At 45.2% G+C, this 15,371-nt stretch carries 12 protein-coding genes, 1 tRNA gene and 2 pseudogenes; 13 read left to right on the top strand and 2 right to left on the bottom strand.

Annotation, left to right across the window (positions count from 1 at the left end; all coding sequences use genetic code 11):
- Positions 1-57 precede the first annotated feature (57 nt).
- The 5 genes from HXT43_RS04765 to HXT43_RS04745 all read left to right on the top strand — a co-directional run bounded on the left by HXT43_RS04765 (position 58) and on the right by HXT43_RS04745 (position 4,045).
- Positions 58-1,053: a DNA-directed RNA polymerase subunit alpha gene (locus tag HXT43_RS04765; RefSeq protein ID WP_004574084.1), complete on the top strand. Its 996-nt coding sequence runs from the start codon at positions 58-60 to the stop codon at positions 1,051-1,053.
- A 77-nt stretch (positions 1,054-1,130) separates the two neighbouring features.
- Entirely contained in the window at positions 1,131-1,565 is a 435-nt protein-coding gene (gene rplQ / locus HXT43_RS04760; RefSeq protein ID WP_004129014.1) for a 50S ribosomal protein L17, read from the top strand.
- 129 nt (positions 1,566-1,694) lie between these two features.
- Positions 1,695-2,933 carry an Mbeg1-like protein gene (locus tag HXT43_RS04755; protein WP_117008583.1) on the top strand — a complete coding sequence of 413 codons (1,239 nt, stop codon included), beginning with the start codon at positions 1,695-1,697 and terminating at the stop codon, positions 2,931-2,933.
- A 28-nt stretch (positions 2,934-2,961) separates the two neighbouring features.
- The gene (gene truA, locus HXT43_RS04750; RefSeq protein ID WP_064340474.1) at positions 2,962-3,867 is read left to right on the top strand and encodes a tRNA pseudouridine(38-40) synthase TruA; all 906 of its coding nucleotides are present in this window, start codon (positions 2,962-2,964) and stop codon (positions 3,865-3,867) included.
- 92 nt (positions 3,868-3,959) lie between these two features.
- Positions 3,960-4,045: transfer RNA gene (locus tag HXT43_RS04745), tRNA-Ser, on the top strand.
- Between the two features lie 270 nt (positions 4,046-4,315).
- On the opposite strand, the gene HXT43_RS04740 is transcribed toward HXT43_RS04745, so the two are convergent.
- On the bottom strand, positions 4,316-5,317 hold the full coding sequence (locus HXT43_RS04740) for a hypothetical protein (RefSeq protein WP_004105452.1): 1,002 nt from the start codon (positions 5,315-5,317) through the stop codon (positions 4,316-4,318).
- A 171-nt stretch (positions 5,318-5,488) separates the two neighbouring features.
- Here HXT43_RS04740 and nusA point away from each other — a divergent pair, with 171 nt between their 5' ends.
- From nusA to ribF, 6 genes and pseudogenes are all read left to right on the top strand, one after another.
- Positions 5,489-6,571, top strand: a complete 1,083-nt coding sequence (gene nusA, locus HXT43_RS04735) for a transcription termination factor NusA (RefSeq protein WP_004105450.1) — start codon at positions 5,489-5,491, stop codon at positions 6,569-6,571.
- Positions 6,572-6,890: 319 nt separating this feature from the next.
- A pseudogene (locus HXT43_RS04730) lies at positions 6,891-7,038 on the top strand (translation initiation factor IF-2 N-terminal domain-containing protein); the annotation flags it as partial.
- Positions 7,039-7,214: 176 nt separating this feature from the next.
- Positions 7,215-9,746, top strand: a pseudogene (infB, locus tag HXT43_RS04725) (translation initiation factor IF-2); the annotation flags it as partial.
- A 2-nt stretch (positions 9,747-9,748) separates the two neighbouring features.
- Positions 9,749-10,288, top strand: coding sequence for a 30S ribosome-binding factor RbfA (gene rbfA / locus HXT43_RS04720; protein ID WP_410297460.1), 540 nt, complete (start codon positions 9,749-9,751; stop codon positions 10,286-10,288).
- 48 nt (positions 10,289-10,336) lie between these two features.
- Positions 10,337-11,440, top strand: a complete 1,104-nt coding sequence (gene truB, locus HXT43_RS04715) for a tRNA pseudouridine(55) synthase TruB (RefSeq protein ID WP_415688569.1) — start codon at positions 10,337-10,339, stop codon at positions 11,438-11,440.
- A gap of 61 nt (positions 11,441-11,501) precedes the next feature.
- Positions 11,502-12,746, top strand: a complete 1,245-nt coding sequence (gene ribF, locus HXT43_RS04710; protein ID WP_004105442.1) for a bifunctional riboflavin kinase/FMN adenylyltransferase — start codon at positions 11,502-11,504, stop codon at positions 12,744-12,746.
- Between the two features lie 59 nt (positions 12,747-12,805).
- On the opposite strand, the gene radA is transcribed toward ribF, so the two are convergent.
- A complete protein-coding gene (gene radA / locus HXT43_RS04705) occupies positions 12,806-14,293 on the bottom strand; it encodes a DNA repair protein RadA (protein WP_076002627.1) in 1,488 nt (495 codons plus the stop codon).
- Positions 14,294-14,400: 107 nt separating this feature from the next.
- Between radA and HXT43_RS04700 the strand changes: the two genes are divergently transcribed.
- Positions 14,401-15,057, top strand: a complete 657-nt coding sequence (locus HXT43_RS04700; protein WP_004109607.1) for a hypothetical protein — start codon at positions 14,401-14,403, stop codon at positions 15,055-15,057.
- A 103-nt stretch (positions 15,058-15,160) separates the two neighbouring features.
- A complete protein-coding gene (locus HXT43_RS04695) occupies positions 15,161-15,250 on the top strand; it encodes a 30S ribosomal protein bS22 (RefSeq protein ID WP_004268639.1) in 90 nt (29 codons plus the stop codon).
- Positions 15,251-15,371 lie beyond the last annotated feature (121 nt).

The following is a 15,371-nucleotide window of genomic DNA, read 5'->3' as shown; positions in this document are numbered from 1 at the left end:
CCAACCCGCTTATGGGCGGCGAGTGCACCACCGACCAGAAGCTGAAAGGATACCAAAGTGCTTATCGCACAGCGTCCGACACTTACCGAGGAATCACTGAATCCCCAGCGTTCTCGCTTTACTATTGAGCCGCTGGAACCAGGTTTTGGCTACACTCTCGGCAATTCGCTGCGTCGTACCTTGTTAAGCTCTATTCCAGGTGCTGCCGTTACTTCGGTTCGCATCTCTGGAGCTCTGCATGAGTTTACGACTCTGCCAGGTGTTGAAGAAGATGTCACTGAAATTCTGCTGAACATCAAGGGCATCGTGCTCACGAGTGAGTACGACGAGCCTGTAGTGATGTATTTGCGCAAGAATGGTAAAGGTGAAGCCACTGCTGGAGATATTACTCCTCCAGCCGGTGTTACTATTGCTAACCCTGACTTGCATATTGCTACACTCGCAGAAGATGGTGAACTTGAAATTGAGTTTACTGTTGAACGCGGTCGCGGCTACGTGCCAGCTCAGATGAACAAGCAGGAGAACAGCGAAATCGGCCGCATTCCTGTGGATTCGATCTACTCACCAGTTTTGAAGGTGAGCTATAAGGTCGAAGCTACCCGCGTGGAACAGCGCACGGACTTCGATAAGCTCATCCTGGATGTGGAAACCAAGCCAGCTATTACACCGCGTGATGCAGTTGCATCTGCAGGCTCGACTTTAGTTGAGCTTTTCGGTCTTTGCCGTGAGCTTAACGTTGATGCTGAAGGTGTTGAAGTTGGTCCAGCGCCAACTCATGATGAAGCTGATTCTCAGTTGGCTATACCGATTGAAGATATGAATTTTACTCAGCGTAGCTATAATTGCTTGAAGCGTGAGGGTATTCATACAGTCGGCGAACTGGTAGTTCACACTGAGCAGGATTTGCTCGATATTCGTAATTTCGGCATGAAATCCATCGATGAAGTTAAAGAGAAGTTGCAGGCAATGGGTCTGTCTTTGAAGGCTTCACCGATTGGCTTCGACGCCAATAATCTCGAAGGTGGCACTTTCTTCTCGCCTGAAGACGAGTAAGTTCCGCCTGCAATCGTCGTAACGTTCGGATGTTCGGGTTGATGCCCACCTGAGCGATGCGACAATAAGGAGTAATAATGCCTACACCGAAACAAGGCCCTCGTCTGGCTTCTAGCCCGGCTCATGAGCGCCTGATGCTGGCCAATATGGCGACCAGCCTCTTCCAGCACGGTCGTATCGTAACGACGTTGCCAAAGGCAAAGCGTCTTCGTCCGCTTGCTGAGCGTTTGATTTCATTCGCTAAGCGTGGCGATTTACATTCGCGTCGTCGTGTGTTGCGTGTAATTCGCAACAAGTCCGTGGTTCACGTGCTTTTCACTCAGATTGCTGAGCAGATGAAGCAGCGTGAAGGTGGTTACACCCGCATCGTGAAGATTGCTCCACGTCGTGGTGATACCGCTCCTCAGGCAATTATTGAGCTCGTGACTGAGCCAGTAAGCCCAAAGAAGGCTGTTGTGAAGGAAGCTGAAGCGGCTACTAAGGTTGCAGCTAAAGAAGAAGCTGCCGAGTAGTTTATATTCCAGCTTTACGCATCGGTAAAGTGAATCTTAAAGCAAGCGTTTAATCGCTTCTTAAAGAATTGCTAAGACGAGTCGAGGTTAGTTCCTCGGCTCGTTTTTTATTTGTATTATTATTAAGTTATGCCGAATATTATTGATTTGTTGCGCAACGATTTCTCTACCTTCGCTCAGCGCAAGTTTAATGCCGTGGATGCGCTGATTTTGTGCGAGCTATCTTATATAAATATGCCAACTTCCGTGCCAAAATATTGCGATAATCCAAAGAATATTTCGACTGTATCTATTAACGAATTGTTTAGAATAGAAGACTATTCGTCAATGTTTGCTTCTGGGGCTCCTAAAGTAGATAAATTCCGTAGGAAGCTGCTTCTTGCTGTCGCTTCCAGCCCTAGGTATAGGGGAATTCGCGTAGGGGAGTATCTTGAGAGGTTTGATGAATCAAATATTGACGAATCATTAGAACAGCAGTTTGCTGGAGTTACTTTTGATCTTAGCAATTGCGAGGGGATTGATAATCCTCATACTCTTGTTATTGCGTATCGTGGCACTGACAATACGCTTGTTGGGTGGAAAGAAGATTTCAACATGGCTTTCCGTTGCCCAGTGCCAGCGCAAGAATCTGCTGCTGAATATTTGACTTCTGTAGCGCAAAGATATAGCAAATGTTATTCTAATAAAAACTTCTTTAATAAACTTTTTGCGAACAAACTTTTTGCCCGCTTTTCAAAATCTTCCGTAGACTTGCAAAATAATAATTCAAATATTATTGTTGTCGGTCATTCAAAAGGTGGGAACATGGCTGCTTATGCGGCTATGCGCTTAGATGCTACAAGTCAAAAACTAGGTGACCTTGTATCAAAAATTTATTCTATGGACGGTCCTGGTTTTGCGTCTGATGTAGTGGATACAAGCGTTTTTGCGAATGTTTCAAGTCGTATTGAAAAAGTAGTTCCGCAGTCTGCTTTTATTGGACTGATTATGGATACTGGGGTGCCGTATAAAGTCACGACTGCCGATTCTATTGGCTTAATGCAACATTTTGGCATGTATTGGCAAGTTAAGAATGGCGATTTTGATTACTGCGATTGCGTAACGCCGCGCGCGCTGGCAGTTTCTAAGGCAGCGAACGAGTGGATGATGAATTTGCCGTTTGAAGAGCGCAAGCGCAGGATTGACGCTGTTTATAAGATTTTTAGTAATTTGGGTTACCCAACTTTTGATGAAATGTCTTTGCATTGGTCGGAAGTTGTTCCTAAATTATTGAAGGTTGCGATGCATATGGATTCAAAGACTCATGAGCTGATTCGTAGTGTTATGAGCGCTTTTGCGCTTGTGGGCGGTTCGGATAAGAAAAGCTAGTGTAAAGTCTGTTTGGAAAGGTTTTTAAATGCGACTTCGCTTGGATTTGGCTTATGACGGCGGCGGATTTTATGGTTGGGCTAAGCAGCCTACTTTGCGCACTGTTCAAGGTGATATTGAAGCAGCATTGCATATGGTTTTGCGCGTCCCGGAAAATGATCCTACTGAATCGTTGCGTCTTACTGTTGCTGGTCGTACGGATACTGGCGTTCATGCATCTCATCAAGTGTGTCATTTAGATATTTCAGATGAAACATTGCAGCGTTGCATAGGGCATACTGGTTTAGATGGTGTTAGTGCGCTGGAGTATAGGCTGAGGCATGTGCTTCCGCAGGATATTGTTATACACAAGGTTAGTGTTGCGCCTTATGGCTTTGATGCTAGATTTTCTGCGCTAGAGCGCACATATGTGTATCGTATTGCTGATGGGTATTGCAAAGCTAAATATGATCCTCGTATGCGCGGCTTTGTTTTGCGTTTTGATTCAGAGCTTGATATTGATGCTATGAATCAGGCTGCGCGTCTTATGGTTGGTTTGCATGATTTTGGCTCATTTGCTAAGCCGAATCCTGGCGGAACTACTATTCGCGAAGTTAAGCAGGCTCGATGGCACAGAGTTGGGTCAAAGGATGCGCAGAATAGTACTGGATTTGTTCTTCCTATTGAACAAAGTTTGCTTGAATTTACTATTGTCGCTGATGCTTTTGCGCACAATATGGTGCGTTCTCTTGTGCAAGCTTGTGTGCAAATTGGTTGTGGAAAGCGTTCTCTTGATTGGTTTGAGGAAAAGATTAATGTTCCTCTTCGTGAAGGCTCGACGGGTCCAATTGATCCTCATGGATTGACATTGGAATATGTAGCTTATCCTCCTGATGAGGAGCTTGCTTCTCGCGCTGAAAAAATTCGCGCTCGCCGTGATTCGTCTGAGTTATAACGTTTCAACGCACCATGGATTTTATATTCGCGGCATGGTTTACAATTGAAAAGTTGCGTTTGTGCGCGCTTGCAGTGCGACAAATTGCAAGTGGATGAATGTCCGAGCGGTCTAAGGAGCACGCCTCGAAAGCGTGTGAGGGTAAACTCCTCCGCGAGTTCGAATCTCGCTTCATCCGCGAATTAACCAAGCCTAAAGCATGTAAATTGCTTTAGGCTTTTTTAATTCGCCGAGCTTGCGTCAATAAAGACGCAGGCAGGGCAGACTAGTGTATTTCCGCGCAAGCTCAGCAGCAAGCGCGTAATCCGCGCGAACTTTCTCTCGTGTTTGGAGCGTTTTGTTTTGGAAATTGTTCCAAACGTGCGCAACTTATCTCGCGTTTGAAGTCAAGTCCTGTTTTGTGTGTAAAGGGGAATGCCGTATAGGCTAAAAGCACTAAGTTTAAGTTTTACTTCAAAATAAGTTTTGCATCAGTAGGATACCCAAGCTCATAAGCTCTTAACAGTCTAGATGTGATTAATTGCACAATTGCATTTTTAAGAGTTTGTTGGGCGCGCATTACAGAATCGTTATCATCGCTTTTTGCAGTAACGTTATTCTCGGATGCATTATTATTTTTTGACGTAATCGTTATTATTTGATTAAAAGCAGCTAGTTCTTCTCTAGCGCAATCCATGTAAGCTATAGCGGTAATCGGCAGATCTTTTCCGTTTACTGAATCATGTGTTTTTCCGCTTTCTAACGTCTCTTGAGGAATATCGTAAACTTTTTTGCGCAAGTCTGTTCCTTCTCCTGCAGCTCGCATAAGAGTTTGAGCATTTGTCGACGCCATATCGCTGTATTCCAATGCAATATTTTGCTCTTTTCGCGCTGCTAGTGTCTGTAAAATAAAAGCAAGTTTGTCTTCAGCTTCTGCAGCTTGAGCCAAGGGCTGATGTGTCCATTTGAAGTTTTTGTAATGATTTATTACTTCGATAAGATTCGCGTATGAATCGTGCTCCATTTGTTGCGCTGTTGTAGTTTTTGTATTTTCTGAGCTTTCGTTTCCGCTTTTATTGCTTACATTATTTGAATTTTCGTCACTATTTTTCTTTGAAAGCATTTCCCATTGAGCTTGCGTGCTGTATACAATGCTTTCGCTTAATCTTCCTGGGCATTGCTGAGCGACAGTTTTCCAATATTTCGCTGCGGTTTCAAAATCCTTAAGGGATGTGTTATTCTGGTTCTTTTTGATTTCGCGCTGCCTTTTTTGCGCAAGCCTGTATGCTTTAGCACATGCATTTTCTGGAGCTGCTGTGTGAACTGTATGCTCGACATGAATGTTTTGCAATGTTCCGCAAGCGGTTAAGAGTGGAGATATTAAAACGCATATAAGAAGCACGAGTGCTCTGGCAATACTGCGTTTTACTTGTTTGTGCATATCATTTAACAAAACATAAAGTGTCTGCATAATCTACTAAAATAGCCACTGACTGTGACCAATATCGATTTATTAATTTGGTATTTGTTCTAAGTCTGTAACAATTAAAGCTAACTGTTGTTAGAAGAAAAAAATAAGTGTGCTCTAATAGTTACAATTAATAATCATAAATTAATGCGTTATAACGAGAGGACGTGCGCGATGGAATTGGATTTGGCGGGAATGCATCAGCTTGCGGCACAGCAGGGGATTAATGCCGAGGAGCTGGACGAGGCGCTCGCCGAGGCCTTGCGTCTTGCGTATATGAAAACCGCTCATCCTGCAAAGCATGTGCGAGTTGAATTGGACGAACGTGCAGGTTCGTTCACTGTGTGGGCTAGGGATGAAATTCCTGGTAAACCTACTGAAGATAACCCGTATCCAGCCCCAACGCTGGGAGAGGAGTATGACGATACTCCGCGTGATTTTGGTCGTTTAGCTGCTGCGACGGCTCGTCAAGTTATTAGTCAAATTTTCCGTAAAGCTGAAGATGACCGCGTATTTGGTGCGTTTTCTGGTCAAAAAGGCAAGCTTATTAACGGCATCATTCAACAAGACGCAAAAGATAACACTAACATCCACGTTGCTGTTGGAGACGTTGAAGCTATTTTGCCGCGTCGCGAGCAGGTTCCAGGTGAACGTTACCGCCATGGCGAGCGTATTCGCGTATATGTTGTAAATGTTGCTCGCGGTCTGCGTGGTCCAGAAATTGTTGTTTCACGTTCACATCCTGAATTAGTTCGTCGTCTTTTTGAGCGAGAAGTGCCGGAACTTGTTTCTGGAGCAGTTTCTATTATGTCGATTGCGCGCGAAGCCGGTGCTCGCACAAAGATTGCTGTTAGAGCTAATACTGAAGGTGTGAATCCAAAGGGTGCTTTAATTGGTCCTGGCGGTTCACGCGTGCGTGCTGTAATGGAAAACTTGGGTCAAGAGAAGATTGATATTGTGGATTGGTCGTCTGATCCAGCAAAGTTTGTTGCTGCTGCTCTTTCGCCTGCTACTGCTACACAAGTGCAAGTAGTGAGTGAAAAGAATCAAACTGCAGTTGCTTTTATTCATGATGCTCAGCTTTCTCTTGCTATTGGTAAAGAAGGTCAGAACGCTCGTTTGGCTGCAAAGTTGACTGGTTGGAAGATTGGTATTGAGTCTGCGGAAGAGCATGCTAAGAAGGTTGCTGCAGCTCAAGCACAAAATGCTCAGCCTGCTTCAGTTGATTTGAATAATAACGCATCTGCTGCTGAATAGATTGTTAATTGAGAAGTGCTAAATATTTTTTAGGTTGATATTTCCGCAATGTTTAGCACTTCTTGATTGTTTATTTTGCTAGTGGTGTGCAAATAAAGTAGTCTCTCGCGTGGCATTTAGCGACACTCGAGCCAATCCAACGTTTCGAGTATGCTAAAAGCTGGAATCTGGGCGAAAGGCAATCGCCATCGTCCGGCGGGAGACGAGGTATAAGATCATGGTCGCACGATGATATATCGCACGATAATAAATAATAAGCTCGCAATAATGTAAAGTGGTCGCGTGTACTAGCGCTGCCACAGACAGAGGAGAACACTGAGTGGTTAAAAAGCGCGTGTATGAACTGGCCAAAGAATTTGGTGTAGACAGTAAAACCGTGTTGGAGCGTTTGAAGAGCATGGGCGAATTTGTTAAGTCTGCTTCTTCAACAGTTGAGGCTCCAGTAGTCCGTCGTTTGCAAACAGCGTTAGCATCTGACGGAAATAAGTCCGAAAAGGCATCTAGTGCAAGTAAGCCTGCTGCGCCAAAAGCTAAGCCTCAAGCTAAGCCGCAGGCTAAACCTCAAGCTAAAGATTCGTCACACAGTGATTCTGTAGCTGGCTCTTCTGCTAACCAGCCTGTGCATAACACAGCTTCTCATTTTGCTCCAAAGCCGGGTGCAAATCATACTCGTTCAAACAATACTTCGCGTTCTAATGCGTCTGCCGGCGAAAATAGAAAAAATGATCGCCGCAATGATAATCGTGGCGAATCGCGACAGCAAGCTCAAGGTCAATCTCACTCAGATCGTTCACAGATGCCTCCTCGCCCTCGTCCGCACCAGAATGCACAAGGTGCAGGTGCATCTGCTCCACGTCCTGGTAATAATCCGTTTAGCCGTAAGCAAGGTATGCGTGCTCCTACACCTGGAGATATTCCACGTCCTCATCCGATGTCTCGTCCTGGCGCTGAAAATGGCCGCGGTGGTCGTCCGGGTCAAGGTGGCTCTGGAGCTCAAGGTTCGCGTGGTGAACGTGCAGAACGCGGTGGTCGCTCACGTGGCGGTCGCTCTGGTCAAGGTGGCGCACGCTCATCGCAGTGGTCGGGTCAGCGTCGCGGTCAAGGTGGCGCAGGTGCAGGCTCCGGTGCATCTTCTCGCCCATCTGCAGAATCTCGTTTTGCGTCTCAAGGAGCTAGTTTCCAGGCTGCTGCAGCGGGCGCACCTAATGGTGGTCCATCGCGTAGTGGCGGTCGCGGTCGTGCAGGAGCTGCAGGCGCATTCGGTCGTCAAGGTGGTAAATCTTCTAAGGCTCGTAAGAATCGCTTAGCGAAACGTCGTGAATACGAAGAGCTTAAAGCACCAGTGATTGGCGGTGTGCGTATTCCTTCTGGTAACGGCGCTACGATTCGCTTGCGTCAAGGCGCAACTCTTTCTGATTTGGCAGAAAAGATCGATGTAAATCCAGCAGCTTTGGTAACTGTTCTCTTCCACTTGGGTGAGATGGCAACAGCTACACAATCTTTGGATGAGTCGACATTCCAAATTTTGGGTGAAGAAATTGGCTGGAATATTAGCATTGTTTCTGCTGAAGAAGAAGATAAAGAGCTTTTGCAGCAGTTTGACATCGATTTGGACGAAGAAGAGCTGCAAGAAGATGACGATTTGCAGTCTCGTCCGCCTGTAGTAACAGTTATGGGTCACGTCGATCACGGTAAAACTCGCTTGCTTGATACCATTCGTAAGTCGAATGTTATCGATCGCGAAGCAGGTGGCATTACTCAGCGCATCGGTGCTTATCAAGTAACTGTAAATCTTGAAGGAAAGCCTCGTAAGATTACGTTCCTCGATACTCCAGGCCACGAAGCGTTTACTGCTATGCGTGCTCGCGGTGCTGAGCTTACAGACGTTGCAATTCTTGTTGTTGCAGCAGACGACGGCGTGATGCCTCAGACTGTTGAAGCTATTAACCACGCTCAAGCTGCTCATGTGCCAATTGTTGTGGCTGTGAACAAGATTGATGTTGAAGGTGCTAACCCAGATAAGGTTCGCGGTCAGCTTACAGAATACGGTTTAGTTGCTGAAGATTACGGTGGAGACACCATGTTTGTGGATATTTCTGCAAAGCAGGGCACGAACGTCGATAAGCTTCTTGAAGCTGTGTTGTTGACTGCTGACGCTGAGCTTGATCCTAAAGCAAATCCAAATATGGATGCTCGCGGTGCAACTATCGAAGCTCGACTCGATAAGGGTCGTGGTGCTGTTGCTACTGTTCTTGTGCAGCAAGGTACTCTTCACGTCGGTGATTCTATTGTTGCTGGCACTTCTTATGGTCGTGTGCGCGCTATGCTCGACGAGAACGGCAAGCATTTGCAGGATGCGGCTCCTTCCACTCCTGTTCAGGTGCTTGGTTTGACTTCTGTTCCAACCGCTGGCGACTTGTTCTTGGTTACTTCGGACGACCGTTCTGCTCGTCAAATTGCTGAAAAGCGCGCAGCTACAGAGCGTGCAGCTCAGCTTGCTAAGCGCCGCAAGGTTGTGTCTCTTGAAAGCCTTAAGGAACAGTTCGCTAAGTCTGAAGTTGACATGCTGAACATCGTTATTAAGGGCGATTCTTCTGGTTCTGTTGAAGCTTTGGAAGATTCCTTGATGAAGATTGAGGTCTCTGAGGAAGTTGGCATCCAGGTTATTCACCGCGGTGTTGGTGCAATTACTCAGAATGATGTGAACTTGGCAACTGTCGATAAGGCTGTGATTATTGGCTTCAACGTGCGTCCAAACCGTCAGGTTGCTGATTTGGCTGAACGCGAAGGCGTGGAGGTTAAGTACTACTCGGTTATTTACAAGGCAATCGAAGATATCGAAGCTGCTTTGAAGGGTATGCTTAAGCCTGAATTTGAAGAGGTTGTCACTTCTCACTCTGAGATTCGCGAAATCTTCCGTTCTTCCAAGTTCGGCAATATTGCTGGTGTTATGGTTCAAGATGGCGAAGTCAAGCGCGGTACGAAGTGCCGTATTTTGCGCGACGGCGTTGCTACAGTCAACGACTTGGAGATTTCCAGCTTGCGTAGGTTTAAGGATGACGTGCAATCCGTTAGCGAAGGTTACGAAGCTGGTATTAATCTCGGCAGCTTTAATGACATTGAGCTTGGCGATATAATCGAAACCTTTGAAATGAAGCAGATTGAGCGCAAGTAATTATGGCAGGAACGAATCCTAGAGCTGCACGTATTGCAGCATTAATTCAGCGCGTAATCGCTTCCAATATGGAATCGCATTTGCATGATAAGCGTTTGGCGAGTGTGACTATTACGGAAGTGCGTGTTACGAACGATTTGCAAATTGCAAAGGTTTACTGGACTCAACTTGGTCACGAAGGCAAAGAGCAGGGCGAGCGTCAGCGTGCAGCACAAGCTTTGCAGCAGGCTCACGGTCGACTGCGCTCTTTGGTCGGTGCAAAAGCTGGATTGCGTTTGACTCCTCAATTGCAATTTATTTATGACGAAGTGCCGTCTGAAGCGCACGAAATTGAGGATATTCTTGTTGCAGCTCGTCATCGTGATGAAGAATTAGCTAAGTTGCGTGAAAATGCTAAGTATGCTGGTGATGTCGATCCGTATAAGAAGCCACGCGAAGTTGAAGAATCTGACGATGATTTCGATGACGACGACGATTTTGACGACGACGATTTTGAAGAGGACGACTTTGAAGACACGTCTGAATCGTCTGACAACAATTAAATCTCAAAGCAAACTCAATGTGAATCGTATAGTAGCTAGATTTAACTTATGTGCATACCAGATTCAGGATTACTGCTTGTAGATAAGCCTCAGGGCGTTACAAGTCACGATATTGTTGCATGCGCTCGTCATTTGTTGCATACAAAACGAGTTGGGCACGCAGGAACGCTTGATCCTATGGCAACAGGATTGCTAATCATAGGTTTTGGCAACGCAACGCGACTTTTAAATTACATGTTGGGGCATGATAAAACCTATGAAGCAGTAATCCGCTTAGGAGAAGCAACTACTACTGATGATGCAGAAGGTGAAATTCTTCCGGATGACGCATTAAATATAGGTCCGGGGGTTCACGTCGCTAATAAAGACATGTCTTTTGAAAAGTCACTGTCTTTTGAGCGAATTAAGCAAGTTGTTAGCGAAAATTTAGTAGGCAAAATTATGCAAGCTCCTACTGCTTTTTCTGCTATTAAAATTAATGGTCAACGCGCTTATGATTTAGCGCGCGAAGGAAAATCAGTAGAGATTGCTCCTAGAGAGATATTTGTTAGTGATTTTTCAGTGAGCAATCCTCGAATTACTAGGGGAGTGAGTGGGAAACTCGTATGCGATATATCTGCAAAAGTTTCTTGCAGTAGTGGAACATATATTCGCGCTTTAGCTCGTGATTTAGGTCGCTTACTAGGAGTTGGTGGACATCTTACTCAGCTTCGTCGCACTAGCGTTGGTGATTTTTCGGTTGCTGATTCGCGAGTTCTTAAACTTCGCGCTCAAATGCGAGAATTTACTGATCGCAATGGAGTATTGCAGCATCGCTCAAAAGCAGTTCCTAGTGACGATTTTGACGCAAATAATATGCTTCCTAAAATTTGCTTAAATATGATGGATGCAGCTTCGCATTCGCTTCCAACTTTAAGCATTGATGAGAATCAAGCTAAAGACTTACGTTTTGGGCGCTGGATTGAGCTTAAATCTGGCATAAATTACGAAAATTATCCTGCAATAGCGTACGTTTCAAACGCAAATACTGAGGAATGTGACGTTGTTGCAGTAGTTGAATTGACAAAAAATATAAAAAGTAATCAAATCAAACCAATTGTGGTATTTCCGGCAAGCGAGAAGACTGGTAAACTAGATAAGTATTTAAAATAACGAATTGCGTATTTTGCGTAGTTTGCTTGAGTAATGCTTGAACGCGGATAGTAAGGATATCATGAAGGTCATCGACATTCGACCAGATGCCAACGGCATGATTAATTGGCCAACGTTAAGTGCAGAGCGTAAAGCGGTTGTTACAATTGGCGTATTCGACGGTATGCACAAAGGTCATCGCGAGGTTATTCGTCGTACTGTGGATCTTGCGCATCGTCATGGAGCGTTTTCAGTAGTGATTATGTTTGATCCGCGTCCAAGCGTAGTGCATGCTAATCCTGATTTATACGATGATTTTGGCGACGTTAATTCTAAACTTCCGGACGATCCGGATGCTCTTACAAGCGTGCGTCAACGTTTGCGCGTGATGTCACAGTTGGATGTTGATCATGTTGTGATTGTGCGCTACAGCCTTGCTTTTGCTGCAAAATCGTACCGTTTCTTCTTAGGTCAGCTCGTTGGAAAGCTTGGTATGCGAGCATTAGTTCTTGGCTCTGATGCTGCGCTTGGTGCTCGTCGTGCTGGTGATATCAAAGCAATTCGTGAGTTGTCTCAAGCAACTGGAGTTTTTGAGCTTATTGAAGTAGAGGATTTGGGTCCAGATGACGTTCGCGTGCCTGATCCTATTGTTCGTGAAGTTCCACAGGAGCCTGGAGATCCTAAAGATCCTTCTGAGGGCATGAATAAAGCTGAATATCGTGCTTGGAGTAAGAGCATGCCAAATAAGAAAGTGCGTGCTTGGAGTTCTACAAATGTGCGCTGGATGTTGGCTACTGGTCGAGTCAAAGAAGCGCGTGAAATTTTGGATCAGCCGCATCGCGTTGAAGGAACAGTAGTTCATGGAGACGAGCGTGGGCGCGAGATTGGATTCCCAACAGTAAATCTTGGCGAAAAAATTGAAGGCTATGTGCCAGTTGATGGCGTGTATGCAGGTTGGGTTGTTGATTTAGATGCTGACAATAAGAACGATGTCAGACCATCGAAAAATGCTGTTCCAGATGTGAGTGTTTTGCGTCGTGATGAGCTTCATTTAGGCGTTCATTCTCCGTGGCGTTGGCCTGCTGCGATTTCTATTGGAACTAAGCCAACATTTAATAAAGATGGCGAAGAAGATGCAGAGCGCACTGTTGAAGCTTACGGATTGTTCGACGATTGGAAAGACTTGTACGGGCATCGCGTTTGCATTGAGTTTGCTAGTTTCTTGCGTCCGCAACAGGCTTTTGATTCAGTTGACGCGCTAAAAGATATGCTCAAAGCTAATGTTGAGCAAGTGCGCGAGATTACAGATGCTGAAGCTGAAGTCTGATTTTGATATTTGCGCTTAGTGGTTTTTAGTTGCGATTATTTTTGCTAGCTGCGTTTAGCTTATAGCCCAAGTGCTTTTAACGCTTCTCGCACTGTGCTAACTTCAATAATTTCTAATCCTGGAATACTAACGCTTTTCCGCATATGGCAAACTATTGCGCGCTTATATCCTATTCGCGCAGCCTCGCGCAATCGCGGCTCTATTCTTGGCACTGGGCGAACTTGACCGGTTAAGCTCATCTCGCCAATTGCGCAAGTTTTAGGAGTTACTGCTTTCCCGGCAGCAGCGCTAGCTAAAGCTGCTACAATTGCCAAGTCGCAAGACGGCTCCTTTGCCAACGCTCCTGCAATAGTAGATACGTACAAATCTTTTGCAAGCAAATTAACGCGTCCGTGACGATACAAAACTGCTGTAAGCATTGCAAGACGGTTAGAATCAACACCAGAAACTGCACGGCGAGGAGTGGGCAGAGCCGATTGTGTTACAAGTGCTTGTATTTCAATCGGCAGGCTTCTGTGTCCTTCAAGTGTAAAAGTGACGCAAGTTCCGTCGTTTGTGCCATCTTGCGCATTTTTACCTTGATTATTGTTTTCTGTAGAAGACAAAAACAGTCCGGAAGGATCCGGCACTTCCTCAATTCCTTCACCGCTCATATCGAAGCAGCCAACTTCGTCTGTAGGTCCAAAGCGATTCTTTACAGCTCTTAGCATGCGTAGTGCTGTTTGTGTATCGCCCTCAAATTGACATACTGTGTCGACTAAATGCTCAAGCGTACGCGGCCCTGCTATTGAACCATCTTTTGTAACGTGCCCAACTAAAAGTATCGGAATATTGTTAGTTTTAGCAACGTCGATAAGTGCGCTCGCAACTTCTCTAACTTGTGTAGAACCGCCTGTAATACCATCTACTTCTTGTGCGGAAATCGTTTGTGCAGAATCGACAATAGCAAGCGTAGGGTGATGTGTTTCAATAAGATCTAGTACAGTGTCAAGATCGCCTGTTGTTGCAAGTAATAAATAATCGTTTACAGCGTTAATTCTAGACGCGCGCAATTTAACTTGTGCTGCTGATTCCTCGCCGGAAATATACAATACAGGGGGAGTGTTGCTTTCTTTTGATTGTTTAGATACGTAAGCTGCAGTTTTTAGAAGTAGTGTTGATTTTCCGATACCTGGCTCTCCTGCTATAAGAGTTACGGAGCCTGGCACAAGTCCTCCGCCTAATACGCGATCGAATTCGCTAAAACCAGTGTGAATGCGCATTGCGTCGTCTGCTTGAATTTCATTAATTGGTTGCGCAGATGTTGCTGAATCGAGAGTTGAATGTGCGATATTGCGATTAGAAGTAGTTATGCCATCCGGTGAATAGGTGCGCGATGCTGTTGTTGCGCGTGATGCACGTGTTGTACGAGATAATCCGCTAACTCGCGCCTCTCTAAACTCGTTCACTGTGCCCCATTCGCCACATTCAGGGCAGCGACCGTACCATTTTGAGCCGCTCCAACCGCATTCGGAGCATAAATAGTGAAGAGTAGATTTACTAGCCATATCTCGACGCTATACGCTTTATTAGACAATCATATTTTGTATTTGTTTTTGATTGTAAAGCGCTTTTGCGTACTAAAAGCGTCATCGCGATGTGACATAATGCAAGTATGTCGAAATCGAATGCTTCAAGTATGAATGCTTCAAAGATGGGTGCGTTGAATATGAATTCCTCAAGTGTCAATAATTCATCACACAGCAAGTTATTAGTTGTGTTGACTTCAGCTGCAGTAATTGTGGTTTTGGCTCTAATTTCAGCATTTATGTGGCCAGGTTGGGCATTGAATCACGAAAATGTTGCGAGCAAAAATCATATGGTAATGCCTAAAACGCCTTCTATACCATCGAAACCTTTGCCAGCATCTTCTACGGCATTGCTTAAGGCTATGCCTGATAGCGTACTTGATTTCGCTCGTGTTGACGCTATACCTAGTGCAACTTGGACTGAATCGTCGCCTTTGGAGGAATATTCTGTTAAGTACTCAACTGGTCAGCCAGATGGGGAAGTGTCTGTAACTGTTGCTCAATGGTCGAATCGCGATTCTGCGAACAAGCAGTATGAAGCGTTAGTTGATGGACTTAAGGGTTCTGATATCGCAAGTGGAAAAATTCAAGTTTCTGGTAAGACTTCCGGTAGCTATGTGTTGCGAAATGATGAAAATGATAAATCACAGGCTAGTGCATTGTGGCAGAACGATACCGCTGTTTTTGAAGTGAACGGCGCAAAGCAAGCAGTAGAGCGTTTTTATCACAGATTCCCAATGTAAATGTTGTAAAAAATGATGTTCTTTGTAATATCACTCCACAAAGTCGTTAAAACGGTGTAACATTAGGCAAGTTGCACACTTTACATAGGAATGGAGGCTTCAGATGGGTTCTGTCATCAAGAAGCGCCGCAAGCGGATGAGCAAGAAGAAGCACCGCAAACTGCTGCGTAAGACTCGTCACCAGCGCAAGTAATTTTCTTACTATGCGTTGATGCGTGTCTGAACGTTTAGGCACGTAAGACTTTTTTGAAGCGTCGGTTTTTCCGGCGCTTTTTATATACAAAAAAGTAGAGCCCGCGTTTGCGGACTCTACT

Source organism: Gardnerella sp. DNF01195 (assembly GCF_049244175.1).
Lineage (GTDB): Bacteria > Actinomycetota > Actinomycetes > Actinomycetales > Bifidobacteriaceae > Bifidobacterium > Bifidobacterium leopoldii.
The sequence above is the reverse complement of the archived record's forward strand: the minus strand, read 5'-3'. Positions and strand labels throughout refer to the sequence as shown.